Genomic DNA, 15,832 nt, shown 5'->3' on the forward strand with positions numbered 1-15,832 from the left:
TAGCTGTCTTTGACCATTTATCCATAATAGGTGCGCTAAAGGTTATTCATCCCATCAGGTTTCAGAAAAGCATATCCGTTCCGGAGTCAGGTCAATAGCTGGTAGTAACCGCTTGCTCAAACCAGTTTGCTTATAATAAGTAATTACCCTACCTTAATTCAAAAAATATCAATCTTTTTCGCTCTAAAAACTATCGTATTTATGATACGTACACTCCTGATTGATGATGAAGAGCATTGCCTGGCTACGCTTCGCTGGCATCTCGACACGTATTGTCCCCAGGTGCAGATAGTCGGGAGCTGTTTTTCGGGGGCAGAAGGCCTTACAGGTATTTATACGCATCAGCCTGACCTGGTCTTCCTCGATATAGAACTGATTACCACCAGCGTGTTATCCACGCGATCCGGTTCAGTGCCTTAGATTATATCTTAAAACCTATCGATAAAGAAGAATTAAAGAGGGCAGTCGACAAACTCAGTCGTCATCCCGGCCAGTATATCACGGCCGACCAACTGACCCTGCTTTTTCGGGTCCATCACTCGCACCTGGTCAATCTGAACGAGATCAGTAAGTATGTAAAAGGCGACGGTGGCTATGTGGTCATGAGTGACAGCACTATTGTCAACGTGGCCCGTAGCCGGAAAGAGGCCCTGCTGAACTTTTTCGTCTCCTGAGTTTGCCACTCTCTTTGACTAAATACAGAGAGTGCCGGCTCCGTTAGTTGACCGGTTTTGCCAAATACTCATTGAGAATAACCATCTGAAGCTCCGAATCGTAAACGGCTAAATACCTGTTTTTGGTTGGGTGTAGCTTTCTTACATTCAGGTTAGTATTTTCAGATTGAAATAACTTCCTCGAAACCAGATACGTTAAGGTATGACTCTTTTTAACCACCATCCGCCAAAATGGCTTATCTGCCTTTGTGCAATGTTACTTTTCTCCATAACAGGACAGGCTCAGCAGGATACGTATGCTGAAGAAGCCAACTACTCCGGGAAGGGACATTGGAAACTGTTTACCGATAATCAGAGCCACAGCACAATTATTAAATTCTACAATGCCGAGCGTCGGTTGGTCTACGAAGAGGTGCTTGCCGGGAAATACATAAAGCTGACTGACCAGAATGTCTATCTGATCAATCGGGTCTTTGACCAAATAATGGAGAACCGGCTTATTGCGGGCAGCGTAAAATCTGCTCCGCTCGAAGCGGTAATGGTCAGTAACCGGACAGCCGTATGGACAGGGCCGGCGCTTAAGCCTGAATCCATTGCGGGGGTAAACGTACACAACGGACTGAATTACAACATAGGCCTGAACACTCACCTGACTGATTACAACGCCAGACAGATGTTGCACGTGCAGGTGGACAATCCGGAACGGTACCGCCTATACATCCGGTTGCAGGATCGGAACGGGCAGACCATTTATGCGGAGACGGTTACCCAACCTGCCTGTCTGGTTAAATTAAATCTTACCCAATTAAAGGCTGAATCCTACACGCTGGAGGTAGCAACGCCGAACAAAAAGTATACGTACGAACGGAAGATCGTGTTAGGCGTAGCTACTCCGTCGACCCGCTTTAACCACAGCGCTTTCGCCAATACTCAGTAGCCGCTTCTGATCCGCAGGGTATGGGCTGGCAGGTCTGCGCATCCGCTACGGAGCGTAGTCATACTTGGTTTATTTAGGTTAGGGATGACCTATTTGTTTACTCAGCATGTGACCGGTTGGCCACATGCTGTTTTATTTGGCCGCGACGGGTTGAAGTTGTTGCAGTAGCCGTACGGCTTCTACCGCTTCCTTCACATCATGTACCCGCAGGATTGATGCCCCTTTAAGCAGCGCCACCGTATTCAGCACCGTGGTGCCGTTCAGAGCCTCTTCGGGGGTGATGTTGAGCGTTCGCCAGATAGTCGACTTGCGGGACAGCCCGACCAGCAGCGGTTCATCAAACACCTGGAAGGCTTCCAGATGGTTCAGAAGCTGAAAATTCTGCGTCGGGACTTTGGCGAATCCAAAACCGGGGTCCAGCACGATGTCTGTCTGGCCCAGTGCCCGTAGCGCTGCCAGCGGAGTTTGGAGTTCGTCGATGACATCGGTAACCACATCCTGATACTGAGTCAACTGCGCCATTGTCTGCGGGGTACCGCGCATGTGCATCAGCACATAGGGTACGCCCAGTTCGGCTACGGTCTGAAACATCGCCGGGTCCAGCCCCCCGCCCGACACATCATTCACCAGACACGCGCCGGCCTCTACCGCCTGCCGCGCTACCGATGCCCGAAACGTATCCACCGAAAGCAGCGCATCCGGAAAACGATCCAGAATGGCTTCTATCACGGGCAGCACCCGGTCGGCTTCTTCGCCGGCACTGATGTCGGCGGCACCGGGGCGGGTTGAGTACCCCCCCACATCCAGAAACGTAGCTCCCTCGGCCAACATGCGCTCCGCCGTTACTACCGCCTGTTCGGCGGTAATCACTCGGCTGCCGCTGTAAAACGAATCCGGGGTGAGATTCAGAATGCCCATCACCGCAGCCGGGCGTAAATCCACCAGCTTCCCCCGGCAGTTGAGCGTTTTTTTCGTAACTTTCGGCAATTTGATCGTTTGAGGTTTGAATGGTCCGCCATTGCGGTTTGAGGTTTGAAGTTATTTGGTCTACAACCAAATATTGGCCCCGTTCAACCTTAAACGTTAAACGTCAAACCTCAAACCATGACTACCGAGGTTCAATATCGGCAAGTTATTCAGCGCTGCAAAGAGTTATTCTTAAAAAAGAACCAGGATTACGGCACGGCCTGGCGTATTCTGCGGCTGCCTTCCATCACCGACCAGATTTTTATCAAAGCCCAGCGCATCCGCACCCTACAGGAAAAAGGGGTCAGCCGGGTAGGGGAGGGTATTGAGCCGGAGTTTGTCGGCATTATCAATTACTGCGTCATGGCGCTGATTCAGTTGCAGTTGCGCGGGGATGCCCGGATGGAGATTCCTACCAGTGAACTGGAGCCGTTGTATGATGGGCAGATGCAGCAGGTCATGGATCTGCTGTTTGCCAAGAACCACGATTACGGCGAGGCCTGGCGCGAAATGCGGGTAAGCTCTATGACCGATATTATTCTGATGAAATTGCTGCGCACCAAGCAGATTGAAGATAACCGGGGCGCAACGCTGGTGTCGGAAGGAGTGGAGGCTAATTATATGGATATGATAAATTACGCCGTTTTTTGTTTGATCAAGCTGGAAGAACAAGTCTTACAATGAATACAAACCAGGTAAAACCACCAAAGGTCAAGACCGGTACGCCGGGTATGAAAATTGCCGCACAAATCGCCCGTATTCTGGTGGGCGTTGTGTTTGTTTTTTCGGGGCTGATCAAGCTGAACGATCCCGTCGGCACCCAGATTAAGCTGGAAGAGTACTTTGAGGTGTTTGCCCAGGACCTGCCCCTGCTGCATGATTTCTTTATGGCGCTGGTGCCGCTCACGCTCGGGCTATCGGTGTTCCTGTGCGCGGCTGAGGTGGTGCTGGGAGTGGCCCTGCTGGTGTCGTACCGGCCCCGGCTTACGTCCTGGATCATTCTGCTGCTGGTATCGTTCTTTACCTTCCTGACGTTCTATTCGGCCTACTTCAATAAGGTGACCGACTGCGGCTGTTTCGGCGACGCCATTAAGCTGACACCCTGGACGTCGTTCGGCAAGGACATTGTGCTAATGGTGCTGATCCTGTTTATCATCGGGCACCGTAACCGCTTCCGGGCGGCTAATACCGGTTGGATCGTATTCCTGACTACCGTGCTGTCGGTAGCCCTGGGTATTTACGCCATTATGTATCTGCCCCCGCTGGACCTGCTGCCGTATGCCGTGGGCAAGAGTGTACCGGACCAGATGAAACCCTCGGAGCCGCTGCGCTACAAGTATATCGTGGAAAGGGGCGGCAAAACATTTGAGTTTGAGCAATATCCCTCCGATACTACCTACAAGTTCAAGCAGATGGTGCTGGTCAACGAAAATGCCAAACCCAAAATTACCGACTACCGCGTCTGGACGGAGGAGAGCGATTTTACCCAGCAGACCTTCGAGGGCAACAAACTGTTTGTGATCATCAAAGAAACCAAAGACTTTGATTCCGGTACCATCACGGCCATCCGGGCGCTGGTCAATGGCCTGAAAAATACCAATGTAGAACCCCAGATCCTGACCTCCGTCAGCGACGATGACATCAAGCGTTTCCGGCAGGAATACCAGTTGGATATTCCGTATTACAAGGCCGACGCCACCGTGCTGAAAACTATCATGCGTTCCAACCCGGGCACCTGGCTGCTCAGCAACGGCCTGGTTAAAGGCAAATGGCACCACAACGCCACCCCGGAAGCGGGGGAAGTAATTGGGTTGGTAAAATGAAAATGGTTTGAAGTTTAAGGTTTGAAGTTTGAAGTTGCTTCGCCATTTTAACCTTAAACCTCAAACCTCAAACCTCAAATTACTCCGTTGAAAAACATTTTCCTAATAGGTATGCCATCGTCGGGGAAGAGTACGATTGGCAGGCAACTGGCGCGGGAACTGCATTATCGGTTTACGGATACCGATAAGCTGATTGTCCGGCAGGAGGGACGCAGTATCAACGATATTTTTGCCCAGGACGGGGAGGATTACTTCCGGCGGGTAGAAAGCGAGGTGCTGCATTCGATCCGGCCGGGGAGCAGCCTGGTGGTCGCTACCGGGGGCGGAGCGCCTTGTTTCCACAACAACATGGCGTATATGAAGGCAACGGGTATTTCGGTGTTTCTGGACATCGAGCCCGACGTCTTGCTTCAGCGTATGCTGGTCCACGCCATTGCCGACCGGCCGCTCTATCCCCAAAACGATCCGACTCTGCTGGAGAATCTCCGGAAGAAATATGCCGACCGGCTGCCGTATTATGCCCAGGCCGATATTACCGTCTCCGGTGAAACAACGGCTGGGGAAGTTTTGCAGCGATTGGGGGATTGGTTGTAATGGGTCATAAACCGCAAAGACGCAAAGTTGGCGCAAAGAAAAAAACTGCGACCTTTGCGCCAACTTTGCGTCTTTGCGGTTAAAACTCCTTCTTAAAAAAACACCCCCACCGACAGCATCAGATTCGTATTCCGGTTCGTCAACTGCGCGGAAGCATAGTCCTGCGGGCTGTTTAGGGTATATGGCGTATAAGCCGATTTGAACGTCAGAAACGAGCCCGCCACATCGGCAAAGAACCGGTCATTACGCACCCCGAAGCCACCGGAGAAGAGAAACTTGGTCCGGTCCAGGTTATCGAGTTTCACCTTATACGGGTCCGGCAGATAAGCCACTCCCGCCCGTACCCGAAACAGGTTGATGCGGGCTTCACCCCCCACCCGAAAGTTAACTACGTTTTGGTACGTATTCTGCACCTCCCGCTTGTTGTCTTCCCGGAACGCCTGGTTGTCGGCGGCTGCGCTGTAGAAAGTAGTACCGATGCGCATACCAGAATACCCAACATACTCCGCCGTAGCCGTCAGAAAGCCGTTGCGGCCGAAAAAGTAGGTAGCTCCCCCCGAAGCCCGAAGCGGGCTGGTAATGGAATACTCAAAATTATTAGGCGCAACATCAACGCTGGTAAACGCGAGATTAACATACGTGGGGCGTCCCTGATTATCGACCCCATCTGGAATGGCGATGGGGTCAATGCTAATCGAGCGGTTATACTCTTCGCGCAGGCTGCTGAACGTTGGCGAGGTGATCACCGCTCCGATCTGAAAATTCTGGTCGGGTTTGAAAATCGCACCAAACGACGCATTGATGCCGCCACCGGTAACCGTCAGGTCGGAGTTTTCGGTGAAGCCCCGGAACACGCGCCCACCTACATACCGGTCTTCGAGCACGTTGGTAAAATCGAAGCGGGTGCGGGTCAGGCCCAGCGACGCGCCCAGATACAGCCGGTCTTCCAGATTACCGGCATAAGCAATGGTCCACTGCGACTGTCCGCCCCGGGCGGTGTAGCTACCCCGCTGATCGGTCGGTACACCCACATCGTAGCGGAAATACGGCGGACCAGCCTGGGTTGATGGGTTGACCAGGTACAGCTGGTAAGCCGCTCCTTCAATTGTATTGGCAGTGTTCGTCTGCGTACTAAACTCCCGGTCAAGGTCAGTTGAGTTGATATTGCGCCGGTTTACATCCTGCACGTAGGCATCGGCCAGGGAACTGCGCAGATTGCGGCCCGAATACGTGAAAATGTTGTTGAAGTTAACCTGCCGCGAATAGCTAATGGCCAGTGAGGTCCGGCGCCAGGCCCGGTTCTCGTTCTGGGGACTACCCGCAAACACCAGCGCAGCCTGACCAATGGTGGGGAACGCCCGCTGGGCGTTGGTGTTTGTACCGGCATAGCTCGCATCGGCGTTCACCAGGCTTATGGCGGGGCTGATGCTGAACTCTGAGCGGTTGTAGAAACCCAGGCCGGCGGGGTTGCCGAAAGCGGCACTGGCGTCGCCACCCAAAGCTACATGGTTACCTCCTAAGCCCTGAAAGCGGGCGGTTCCGTTTATGGTCTGTTCTGAATAGCGGAAGGCATCGCTGGCGTACTGTCCGTACGATACGGCGGCTGATAAGAGCAGGCCGCCGGTAATCCATATACTTCTGTTCATGGTATTTATCAGATGTGGTGTATCATTAGACTACACCGGCTCCCAAAAGGTTTAGCCGGTGTAGGGATACAAACTGAAGTATAAACGAAAAACCCCGCCGTTTGTAGCAACCGGCGGGGGTTTTTTATGAAAAAATGACGTAAGACTAGTTAGCGCGGTCCGCGTGAGCCGCCACCAACACTACCACCACCGCCACCGCTTGGGGCGCTGTATCCGCCACCCCGGCTACCGCTCGACGGCGGTGAATAGCTGGGTTGCTGATAGCTCGGCTGCTGGTAGCTTGGCTGCTGATAAGACGGTTGCTGCCGGGGAGCCTGGTACTGGGGTGTCTGGTTTTGGTAGCTACCCCGAGCTCCTGAGCTGTACCCGTTGTCGGATGGTGTATACGAGCCCCGGCTGTTCTGACGCGGACGAGCGTAGTAGCTGTCGTTCGACGATGTGCTGGGTGTGCTGTATGAACCGGCGTCTGAACTGGTGCGGCCTCCGCTGCTCGACGGGTTCTCATAGTAGTACGAGCCCCGGCTATTCTGGCGCGGACGGGCGTAGTAAGCATCGCTCGAACTACTGTTGGTGGTAGCCGGTGCTGTGGTGGTATACCCTGCGTTATCGGTACTTGCCCGACGGCCACCGTTGTTCGGCGTGTACGTGCGTGGCGTATTGGTAAAGGCGTTGTTGTACCGGTCAGATGAACTGCCGCTGCGGGGACCATACGTCCGCGTACGCTCTGATGCCGGACCGGTAATGATGCCCGAATTGTTTACGATAACCGGACGGGTGTAGAAACCACCGCCATAATACGAATTATTGAACGGGCTGTAGAAGTTGTTGAAGCCGTAGGGTGAATAGCCCCAGAACGGATCATAAAAGCTGCCGAACCCACCGTATGCATAGCTTGGCCCCCAGAACGGATCGTAGAAGCGGTTCCAGCTATTGAAGCCCCAGGGCGAGTAACCCCAGCCCATAGGCATCATGCCGATACCAACACCAATATTGAAACCGTTCCAGAACATAGAGTTGTTCCAGCCCCAGCGGTTCCAGCGCCAGGAGTTGAAGCCAGGGTTCCAGGCGGCTGCGGTGTACCCGTCGGCAAAACCGCTCCGGTACGCATTATCGTTGTTCCAGCCCGGATCGGCCGAAAGCCCCCGCTGGAGTTTCCGGGTATTCAGGTCGGTATAGTACTCGTCGGTGTTGCTGTAGCTCCGCTGCTCGTCGTACTCGCTGTACTCCGGGTTCCGGTCACGCAGAGTACGGCTGCTCATCCGCCCGGGACGCTCCGCCTGCTGTGTCCGGGTCGGCTGGGTACCGGCGTACACAACCGCGTCCGACGAATTGCCGTACAGGTCGTCTACTTCACCGGCATTCTGGGCCGTCTGGCGGCTGGAGCTACAACCCCAGAACCCCATAACGGCCACCATGGCGAGGTATTTCCAGGTATGACTCGTTTTCATGACAAATGCTTTTATGTAGAAAGGTTTGACCAATGCGAATTTATTACAATACTAACGTTGAAAAGGGCCATTTAATTCAGCCTGCAACAAATATAGGATAAAAACCTATCTTTGCAAGCTCCTCTGATAGTTAGACCCGTTTAGCTACCATATGGTTTAAATGGGCTGGAAAATTTTTTACAGAAAATGGCAAAAGCGATTCCCTCACGCAGTGAAAATTACTCCGAGTGGTATAACGAATTGATTAAGAAAGCCGACCTGGCCGAGAACTCGGCCGTGCGCGGCTGTATGGTCATCAAGCCCTATGGCTTCTCTATTTGGGAAAAAATGCAGCGGGCGCTGGACGATATGTTCAAGGAGACTGGCCACTCCAATGCGTACTTCCCGCTGTTTATCCCTAAGTCGTACCTGAGCAAGGAAGCCTCGCATGTCGAGGGCTTCGCCAAAGAGTGTGCCGTGGTGACGCACTACCGGCTCAAGAATGCCGAAGACGGCAGCGGGGTGATTGTAGACCCCGAAGCCAAACTGGAGGAAGAACTGATCGTGCGCCCGACCTCGGAGACGGTGATCTGGAGTACCTACCGCAACTGGATACAGTCGTACCGCGACCTGCCGCTGCTCATCAACCAATGGGCCAATGTGGTGCGCTGGGAAATGCGGACGCGGATCTTTCTGCGCACCGCCGAATTTCTCTGGCAGGAGGGCCACACCGCCCACGCTACCGCCGACGAAGCCATGGACGAAACCCGGCAGATGCTGGATGTTTACGCGCGCTTTGCCGAGGAGTGGATGGCCATGCCTGTGATCCGGGGGGCAAAAACACCCAACGAGCGCTTTGCCGGTGCCGAAGATACGCTCTGCATCGAAGCCATGATGCAGGACGGTAAAGCCCTGCAGGCCGGTACCTCACACTTCCTGGGTCAGAACTTTGCCAAAGCGTTTGAGGTGCAGTTCCTGACCAAAGAAAACAAGCTGGATTATGTCTGGGGTACCTCCTGGGGCGTCAGCACCCGCCTGATGGGTGCCCTAATTATGGCCCATTCCGACGATGATGGACTGGTGCTGCCGCCGAAGCTGGCGCCGATTCAGGTGGTCATCGTGCCGATCTACAAGAACGACGAGCAACTGGCGCAACTAACCGCCAAGGTGAAGCCGGTCATGCAGGAACTGCGCAAACTGGGTATTACGGTAAAGTTCGACGACAGCGATGCCAACAAGCCCGGCTGGAAATTTGCCGAGTACGAATTGCGGGGCGTACCTGTCCGCCTGGCGATGGGGATGCGCGATCTGGAAAACGAAACCGTGGAGGTGGCCCGTCGCGACCTGAAAACCAAAGAAACCGTAGCCCTGGAAGGCATTGTTGGCCATATTCAGAGCCTGCTGGACGACATCCAAAAGACCATTTACCAGAAGGCGCTTCAGTTCCGCGAGGCCAACATGTTCCGTGTCGATACCTACGATGAGTTCAAGGAGCAGATCGAGAAAGGCGGCTTCATCCTGGCTCACTGGGATGGCACCTCCGAGACCGAAGACGCCATTAAGGAAGAAACCAAAGCCACCATCCGCTGCATTCCGCTGGACGCGCCGGAAGAAGAGGGCCAGTGTATTTACACCGGCAAGCCGTCGAACCGACGGGTTGTGTTTGCGCGGGCGTATTAACAGTGTTAGATTTTTAGAAGATACGTAAGAGCGGGCTTTGGCCCGCTTTTTTGTTGCCGGGAACCTAACCGCGGGTTACCGATAAATAGAAAGTAAGACGTTGATTAGGAAATCGATACGGGATCGCTACGTTTGTGTTTATACCAATTTGCTGGTTTTATGAACGCTTCCTTTCTGAATAGCTTCCTCTTGCTGGTAATCGGTAGCCTATCGGCTACCGCCCAGGTTGAGTTTACGCCTGATAAGCCATTGGCTGGGCAAACCGTCCGCTTCGTGTACACCCCTAAAGGAACTCCGCTTGCAGATGATCCGAATGTGCAGTGTCAGGCCATGTACTATGGCTCACCCGGGTTTATGAATACAAGCCGGCCAAAAACGGTCACCCTTATCCGGCAGGGGAATACCTGGACGGGTGAGTTGCCTTTGCCGGAAAGAGCCGCCGGAGTGGCTATTGCGTTTATCGATCCCAAAGACCCAAAGAAGGTCGATCACAACAAGTCTGATTTTTATTCGGTAGCGGTTCATACCACCGCCGGGCAGCCGGCTCGTCACGCGCTGGGTGGATTAGGATTGGTGTATGGTGGTTCCTTTCCCTATATGCTTGGAGCGGATCGCGAAACGGACAAGTCTTTACGCTATTATGAGCAGGAGGTAAAGGCTTATCCCGAAAGTATGGAAGACTACTGGCCACCCATTTTGTTTGCCTATGCTTATGAGCGAAAGGATGGTTACCGGGAGAAGGTTAGAAAAGGAATTGAGGAAGCTAAAGCGGCTAAAAAGGAGCCGAATCCCAATGACCTGAGTTTGATCTTTCAATTGTATGAGCTTATTGGAGACAAGGAAAATGCTGCCGTCTATCAACAGCGGGTAATACAGGCGGATCCTAAAGGAGTAGTAGCCCAGGGCGAACGGGCGAAGCTAGTCCAGAAAGAGGAAGATCTGACCCGGAAAAAAGCGTTGTTGCTGGCCTTCGAGAAAGACTTTGCCGGTAATCCAACGTACTGGCTGGAAAGCCTGACCAGTCATGTAGCTATGACCTTCCTGAAACACAATGAGCTGGCAGGTCTGAAGCAGTTCATTGCTGAGCGACCGGATCAGTTTAAGAACCACGGTACACTGAACGATATTGCCTGGAAACTGGCGGAAGAAAGCAAAGGCTTACTTTTTGCGGAAGAGCTATCGAAAAAGTCATTGGTGGTTCTAAAGGCGGAGAAACAGCCGGATAATTTCATTTTGCCTCCGGGCATGGATTGGGCCGACTACCAGAATGGGCAGTACCGGATGTACATGGATACCTACGCCTACATTGTGGAGCGGCAGGGGCGGTTGGCGGAGGCTTATGAAGCCTATAAGGAAGCCATAGACCGTACTCCAGAACGATCAAATCCTGAAGTGAACGAGCGGTATGTAGTTTGTGCCATTAAAGCCGGTCATGCCGCTGAGGCAAAACAGAACGGTGAGGCTTTTGTAAAGGCCGGTAAGGGTACCCCGAAGATTAAAGAAGTCCTCCGGGAGCTGTATCTGAAGCAGCCGGGTAATGGTCAGGACGCCGATGCATACATGGCCGGCCTGGAAGCGGAGTACAAGGCCAAACAGCACGAACACATTCTGAAATCGCTGGTCAACGAGCCGGCACCGGCATTTGCGCTGAATGATCTGGACGGAAATAAAATAGCATTGGCCGACCTGAAAGGGAAGATCGTGGTGGTCGATTTCTGGGCTACCTGGTGCGGACCCTGTGTGGCCTCCTTCCCCAGTATGCAGCAGGCTCAGGCTAAGTTTCAGCGCAATCCAAACGTAAAGTTTCTTTTCATCAATACCATGGAGGGGCGCGATGAGGCTGCGGTGCTGACCAAAAAGGTAGCCGAGTTTATCCAGAAAAAACAATATGCCTTCACCGTGCCGCTCGACTTTGATAACAAGGTTTCCCAAGCTTATAAGGTGGAGGGTATACCAACCAAATTTGTCATTGACCAGGAGGGCAATATCCGGTACCGGAGCATCGGATTTGATGGAAATCCCGAGAAGACCGTCACCGAATTAGCAACCGTTATCGACATTCTCAGCACAAGGCCCATTGGCGCCAATAAATGAGTGTTGTAATGTACGCTCAATATTTATGAGAAGCAGCCAGCCACGGCGGTGTTGGAACCGGCAACCGGTAGCCAGGCAAGTGCCTGATGGTGAATCAGAACATACCCGGCTATGTTTGGGTAAACAATAGCAAAAAAATAGGAAACGGTGCCGGGTTTCGGAAGCGTTTCGGTAGTTTTGTCGAAAATCAATTGTTTTTACTATGGCACAAGCAAAAGCCGGCGATACCGTTCAGGTACATTATACCGGTACACTGACAGATGGTACGGTTTTCGATTCATCGAAAGGCCGTGAGCCGCTGGAATTTACCCTCGGCAGCGGACAGGTAATCAAAGGGTTCGATGAAGGGATCAGTGGAATGGAAATAGGGGAGACCAGAACCGTTGAAATTCCGGTGGAGGAAGCCTACGGCCCGGCCCACGAAGAAATGATATTTACCCTCGAACGCTCCGAAATACCGGATGATATTCCGCTGGAGATCGGGATGACGCTCAATATGCACGAAGACGGCAATCCGCAGCCGGTTCCGGTTATCGTCCGCGATCTGACCGACGAAAGTGTAACCCTGGATGCCAACCACCCGCTGGCCGGGCAGGATCTGGTATTTGAAGTGCAACTGGTTGATATTCGCTAAGAAGTCTTTGTCGACGCTTTTGTGTAGGCCCGCTCCGCAAACGAGCGGGCTTTTTTATGGATGCACACCTGCCAGATCATCCAGTTCGCGCAGAGCGTGCTGCATGGCACTAGTATTCCGGCGAGCTGTAGCCGCAGCCAGGGTTACCAGCACAGCACCGATGTTCAGCCCTATAGGAATAGTGTTGGTTGACTGCAATAATTTCTGGGCTTCAATGGCTACGAGCGAAATGGTTTGTATGGCTTGTACATTGTCTTCAAACCCGATTTTGGCGGTCCCAGTCTCCAGGTCATGAGCGCGGTTGAGCAGGCTGCTCTGGTAGGCGTTGATGTCCAGGTGCTGTTCAAGCGTAAGCGTATCCCAGCAGCGGGCCTGGTATTGATGTAAGCTGTAGGCGGATACCTTCCAGGTTTGAGCCAGGGCTGTTAGTTGTTCGGTCGTCAGGAAATTCATGACCATCATAGCATAGCCGGGGACAAAGACATCATACGGTCAAGGTAGGTTACTTACGGCAGATTGCCAATAAAAAGCCGGACTTTTGAACGAACGGTAAATCGGCAAAACCCCCAGGCTATTCACCGGGTTTTTGCTTTATGGACATGGAAGCATCCCCGAATATCGGTTACGCCTGCATTAACCTGAGCCTGCAGGCCGAGAAAGTCACGACCAACCGAGGTATGATCAGGAAAACCTATCAGGAGAAGGGCATTGCCTATGCCTCGCAACTGGCGTTGAAAAATGTGCAGGACCTGCTCAAGATCGTTGACTGGAATCTGGCACACGGATTCCGAATTTTCCGCGTATCCTCTGACCTGTTTCCGTGGGCCTCGGAATACAGAATTTCGTCTCTGCCCGATTTTTTCGAAATCAGAGCTTTGCTGGAAGAGATCGGTAGTCGTCCTATCCGTCTCACGGTGCATCCGGGACCGTTCAACCACCTGGCCGGGCAGGGACACGTGCTTGACAATACCATTAGGGATCTGGAATACCACTCCGATGTATTTGACCTGATGGGTCTGAAACCATCGCACTGGAACAAGATAAACATCCACGCCGGTGGTACCTACGGCGACAAAACGGCTACGCTGATCCGCTTTGCCCAAAACTTCCGGCTGCTGTCGGAGAACCTGCGGGCACGGCTGACGATAGAGAACGACGACCGGCCCAGCCTGTATACCGTCACCGACCTGGTGCCTTTGCACGAAACCATTGGTACACCCATTGTCTTCGACTATTTCCACCACTCCCTCAATCCCGGCTACCAGACCGAAGAAGAAGCGTTTCTGACAGCTTACAAAACCTGGGATGTGCGGCCGGTGGTGCATTATTCTGATTCTCGCCAGGACCGCGAGGACCCCAAGGCCCGGCGCGAAGCCCATGCCGACTGGCTATATTCGGCCGTGAATACCTACGGCAAAGAGGTGGATATTGTGTTTGAGGCTAAAATGAAGGAGCAGGCTATTATGCGCCTGAGAGGAGAGGTTCCCCTTATCGCAAAAAGCCCGGCACTCCGCTAAGAGTGCCGGGCATGGAGGTGTGAGTAGCCATCAGCCCCGTCCGAGTGGGGCTGGTGGTGCAATCAAGACGCAAAATTTTGCGTCTCTACTTAATCGAAATCGGCTCAATAAAATCCGTTTGGGCCAGCCGGACCACAAACTTGTACGGGCCGGCAGGCAGGCGGGTCAGATCGAACCGGTGCGGCCGTTCGCTGGAGATCACATCGGCAAAGACTTCTTCATCCCAGCGGTTCAAAATCCATACCTTTACCTCATTGGCGCTAACGCTGGGAAACGATACCTGGTACTTGTTGGTATCGTAAGTCTCCACCGCCGGCTTCAGGAGCATGTTATAATCCAGCTCATCAACAATCAGATTGTCGTTCTGGATCGTCAGACCCTGCGACATCCACCAGTCATTGGTCGAGGCCCGCAGGTAGTACCGGCCATCGGGCAGGTTTTTCAGATCGAACGAAGTAACGGCCTCCCCTCTTTTTGCTACTTTACCTTCGTAGAGCAGCACACCATTGGGGTCCATAATGGTCACGTAATAGGGCTGAACATTCTGCAATCCCTGTTCGGGGGTATATAAACGAAACTTCTTTTGCTCGGACTTTACTACTTTCACCTTACTCACCCCTGGGTTTTTGTCGTCGGCCATGGCACCTCCCATGCTGGCCAGACTCCACGCTGCGAGCAGCACGGCAACCTTAATTCGGAACTTTTTCATTGGTGAAGAAAATTTGGTTTTTCCGGGAGCTAAGGTAGGGTGCACGACAAATGTAATGCAAGCAGAAACAGGCTGGTTAACAATGGATTAACCAAAGTTCTTTAAAACGTCATACTCGAAATTTGAAAAATTTGACGTTTCGCGGGAAAATACCAAAGGTTCCTATAGAGTTGCAAAGAATTGTATTTTTCCAATAAAACGAAAAAATAGAACTCTCAGAGAACGGGTTACGCTTTTTACTTCATATAATACAATAACAATCCTAACCCGTTGGGGTTGCCGACGGTTGGAGAGGCCCCAGAAAAGACCACTATCAGTGTTCGAGCGAGGTAAAGAGCAGGTGATCGAGGTAGGCAAGCAGTTGATTCTCGTCCTTGGTAACGCCGAAGTCGGTCAGCGACGGCAGATGCTGCATAAAGAACGACTGGTAGTGCGCTGTCTCAATAATAGTACTAGCCAGCGAACGGGCAAACGGGTAGTTGGGGCGGTAAGTCAGCATCAGGTTAGCAATGCGGCTGCACAAATCTTTGTAGGGTTTGAACAACTGCTGCCGGTTGTCTTCTGTCACGTGCCGGGTCAGGTAGGCCTTGCTGGCCTCACGGATCACAATGCGGTGCAATGCCCGGATGTCGATATCATCGGAGGCCATCTCATCAATATCCTTTAGCAGCAGCAACCGCAACACACTTTCGAGCTTATCGTGCGGATTACTCAGGTTATGGGTCTGAAAAACTACCTGATACTCCAGCCACTGCCAGTACCAGGCTACCAGGTATACCAGCAGCCGGTGCTTGTTTTCGAAATAGCGGTAGATGCTGGCCTCTTTGGTGTTGAGCCGGTCTGCCAGTTTTCGGAAGGTCGTTTCCTCAAAGCCAAGTTCATCAATCAGCGTAATGCCCAGCCGGATGATCCGGCGACCTAACTCCGACTGTTCCGGATCGCGCAGAAATAGCCTCTCGTTCATCCGGACGTGTACTGTATACTCCATTCTGTGCGATTAAGTCTTACCCTAAATTTTCGCCCAAAGTTAATGAACTTTTAGGTTTAATAGTTATGTTTGCAAATGTGAAAGTAAAACTATCGATATTGTAAGTTTGTCTCTTTAAACAATAAGCATCTGAATAAGTTCGA

Annotated in this window: 16 protein-coding genes; 10 read left to right on the plus strand and 6 right to left on the minus strand. The window is 52.5% G+C overall.

Going from position 1 to position 15,832, the window contains the following annotated elements:
- Positions 1–201 precede the first annotated feature (201 nt).
- The 3 genes from ABD931_RS21775 to ABD931_RS21785 all read left to right on the plus strand — a co-directional run bounded on the left by ABD931_RS21775 (position 202) and on the right by ABD931_RS21785 (position 1,611).
- Entirely contained in the window at positions 202–420 is a 219-nt protein-coding gene (locus ABD931_RS21775) for a LytR/AlgR family response regulator transcription factor (protein WP_345270076.1), read from the plus strand.
- 143 nt (positions 421–563) lie between these two features.
- On the plus strand, positions 564–674 hold the full coding sequence (locus ABD931_RS21780; RefSeq protein WP_345270190.1) for a hypothetical protein: 111 nt from the start codon (positions 564–566) through the stop codon (positions 672–674).
- 253 nt (positions 675–927) lie between these two features.
- Positions 928–1,611, plus strand: a complete 684-nt coding sequence (locus ABD931_RS21785) for a hypothetical protein (RefSeq protein WP_345270077.1) — start codon at positions 928–930, stop codon at positions 1,609–1,611.
- Positions 1,612–1,743: 132 nt separating this feature from the next.
- Here ABD931_RS21785 and folP read toward each other — a convergent pair whose 3' ends face one another.
- Positions 1,744–2,598 (minus strand): dihydropteroate synthase, encoded by an 855-nt coding sequence (gene folP / locus ABD931_RS21790; protein ID WP_345270078.1) that lies wholly within the window; start codon positions 2,596–2,598, stop codon positions 1,744–1,746.
- A 117-nt stretch (positions 2,599–2,715) separates the two neighbouring features.
- Between folP and ABD931_RS21795 the strand changes: the two genes are divergently transcribed.
- The 3 genes from ABD931_RS21795 to ABD931_RS21805 all read left to right on the plus strand — a co-directional run bounded on the left by ABD931_RS21795 (position 2,716) and on the right by ABD931_RS21805 (position 4,994).
- On the plus strand, positions 2,716–3,261 hold the full coding sequence (locus tag ABD931_RS21795; protein ID WP_345270080.1) for a DUF1599 domain-containing protein: 546 nt from the start codon (positions 2,716–2,718) through the stop codon (positions 3,259–3,261).
- Positions 3,258–4,400, plus strand: coding sequence for a BT_3928 family protein (locus ABD931_RS21800; protein ID WP_345270081.1), 1,143 nt, complete (start codon positions 3,258–3,260; stop codon positions 4,398–4,400). Before ABD931_RS21795 ends, ABD931_RS21800 begins: the two co-directional genes overlap by 4 nt.
- 87 nt (positions 4,401–4,487) lie before the next feature.
- The gene (locus tag ABD931_RS21805) at positions 4,488–4,994 is read left to right on the plus strand and encodes a shikimate kinase (protein WP_345270082.1); all 507 of its coding nucleotides are present in this window, start codon (positions 4,488–4,490) and stop codon (positions 4,992–4,994) included.
- Between the two features lie 92 nt (positions 4,995–5,086).
- Here ABD931_RS21805 and ABD931_RS21810 read toward each other — a convergent pair whose 3' ends face one another.
- Complete coding sequence (locus tag ABD931_RS21810) at positions 5,087–6,640, minus strand: OmpP1/FadL family transporter (RefSeq protein ID WP_345270084.1); 1,554 nt, start codon at positions 6,638–6,640, stop codon at positions 5,087–5,089.
- A 149-nt stretch (positions 6,641–6,789) separates the two neighbouring features.
- Positions 6,790–8,088: a pilus assembly protein gene (locus tag ABD931_RS21815; protein WP_345270085.1), complete on the minus strand. Its 1,299-nt coding sequence runs from the start codon at positions 8,086–8,088 to the stop codon at positions 6,790–6,792.
- A 186-nt stretch (positions 8,089–8,274) separates the two neighbouring features.
- Between ABD931_RS21815 and proS the strand changes: the two genes are divergently transcribed.
- From proS to ABD931_RS21830, 3 genes are all read left to right on the plus strand, one after another.
- The gene (gene proS, locus ABD931_RS21820; protein WP_345270086.1) at positions 8,275–9,747 is read left to right on the plus strand and encodes a proline--tRNA ligase; all 1,473 of its coding nucleotides are present in this window, start codon (positions 8,275–8,277) and stop codon (positions 9,745–9,747) included.
- Between the two features lie 159 nt (positions 9,748–9,906).
- Positions 9,907–11,841, plus strand: a complete 1,935-nt coding sequence (locus ABD931_RS21825; protein ID WP_345270087.1) for a redoxin domain-containing protein — start codon at positions 9,907–9,909, stop codon at positions 11,839–11,841.
- Positions 11,842–12,043: 202 nt separating this feature from the next.
- The gene (locus ABD931_RS21830; protein WP_345270088.1) at positions 12,044–12,475 is read left to right on the plus strand and encodes an FKBP-type peptidyl-prolyl cis-trans isomerase; all 432 of its coding nucleotides are present in this window, start codon (positions 12,044–12,046) and stop codon (positions 12,473–12,475) included.
- A gap of 54 nt (positions 12,476–12,529) precedes the next feature.
- Here the strand turns inward: ABD931_RS21830 and ABD931_RS21835 are convergent, their stop codons facing one another.
- On the minus strand, positions 12,530–12,937 hold the full coding sequence (locus ABD931_RS21835) for a hypothetical protein (RefSeq protein ID WP_345270089.1): 408 nt from the start codon (positions 12,935–12,937) through the stop codon (positions 12,530–12,532).
- Positions 12,938–13,074: 137 nt separating this feature from the next.
- Between ABD931_RS21835 and uvsE the strand changes: the two genes are divergently transcribed.
- Positions 13,075–13,992, plus strand: a complete 918-nt coding sequence (gene uvsE / locus ABD931_RS21840; protein WP_345270191.1) for a UV DNA damage repair endonuclease UvsE — start codon at positions 13,075–13,077, stop codon at positions 13,990–13,992.
- Positions 13,993–14,077: 85 nt separating this feature from the next.
- Here uvsE and ABD931_RS21845 read toward each other — a convergent pair whose 3' ends face one another.
- Together ABD931_RS21845 and ABD931_RS21850 are read right to left on the minus strand one after the other, a co-directional pair.
- Complete coding sequence (locus ABD931_RS21845; RefSeq protein WP_345270090.1) at positions 14,078–14,701, minus strand: T9SS C-terminal target domain-containing protein; 624 nt, start codon at positions 14,699–14,701, stop codon at positions 14,078–14,080.
- 313 nt (positions 14,702–15,014) lie between these two features.
- Positions 15,015–15,689: a TetR/AcrR family transcriptional regulator gene (locus ABD931_RS21850; protein WP_345270091.1), complete on the minus strand. Its 675-nt coding sequence runs from the start codon at positions 15,687–15,689 to the stop codon at positions 15,015–15,017.
- Positions 15,690–15,832: the final 143 nt, after the last annotated feature.

The organism is Nibrella viscosa (assembly GCF_039541875.1).
Classification (GTDB): Bacteria; Bacteroidota; Bacteroidia; order Cytophagales; family Spirosomataceae; genus Nibrella; species Nibrella viscosa.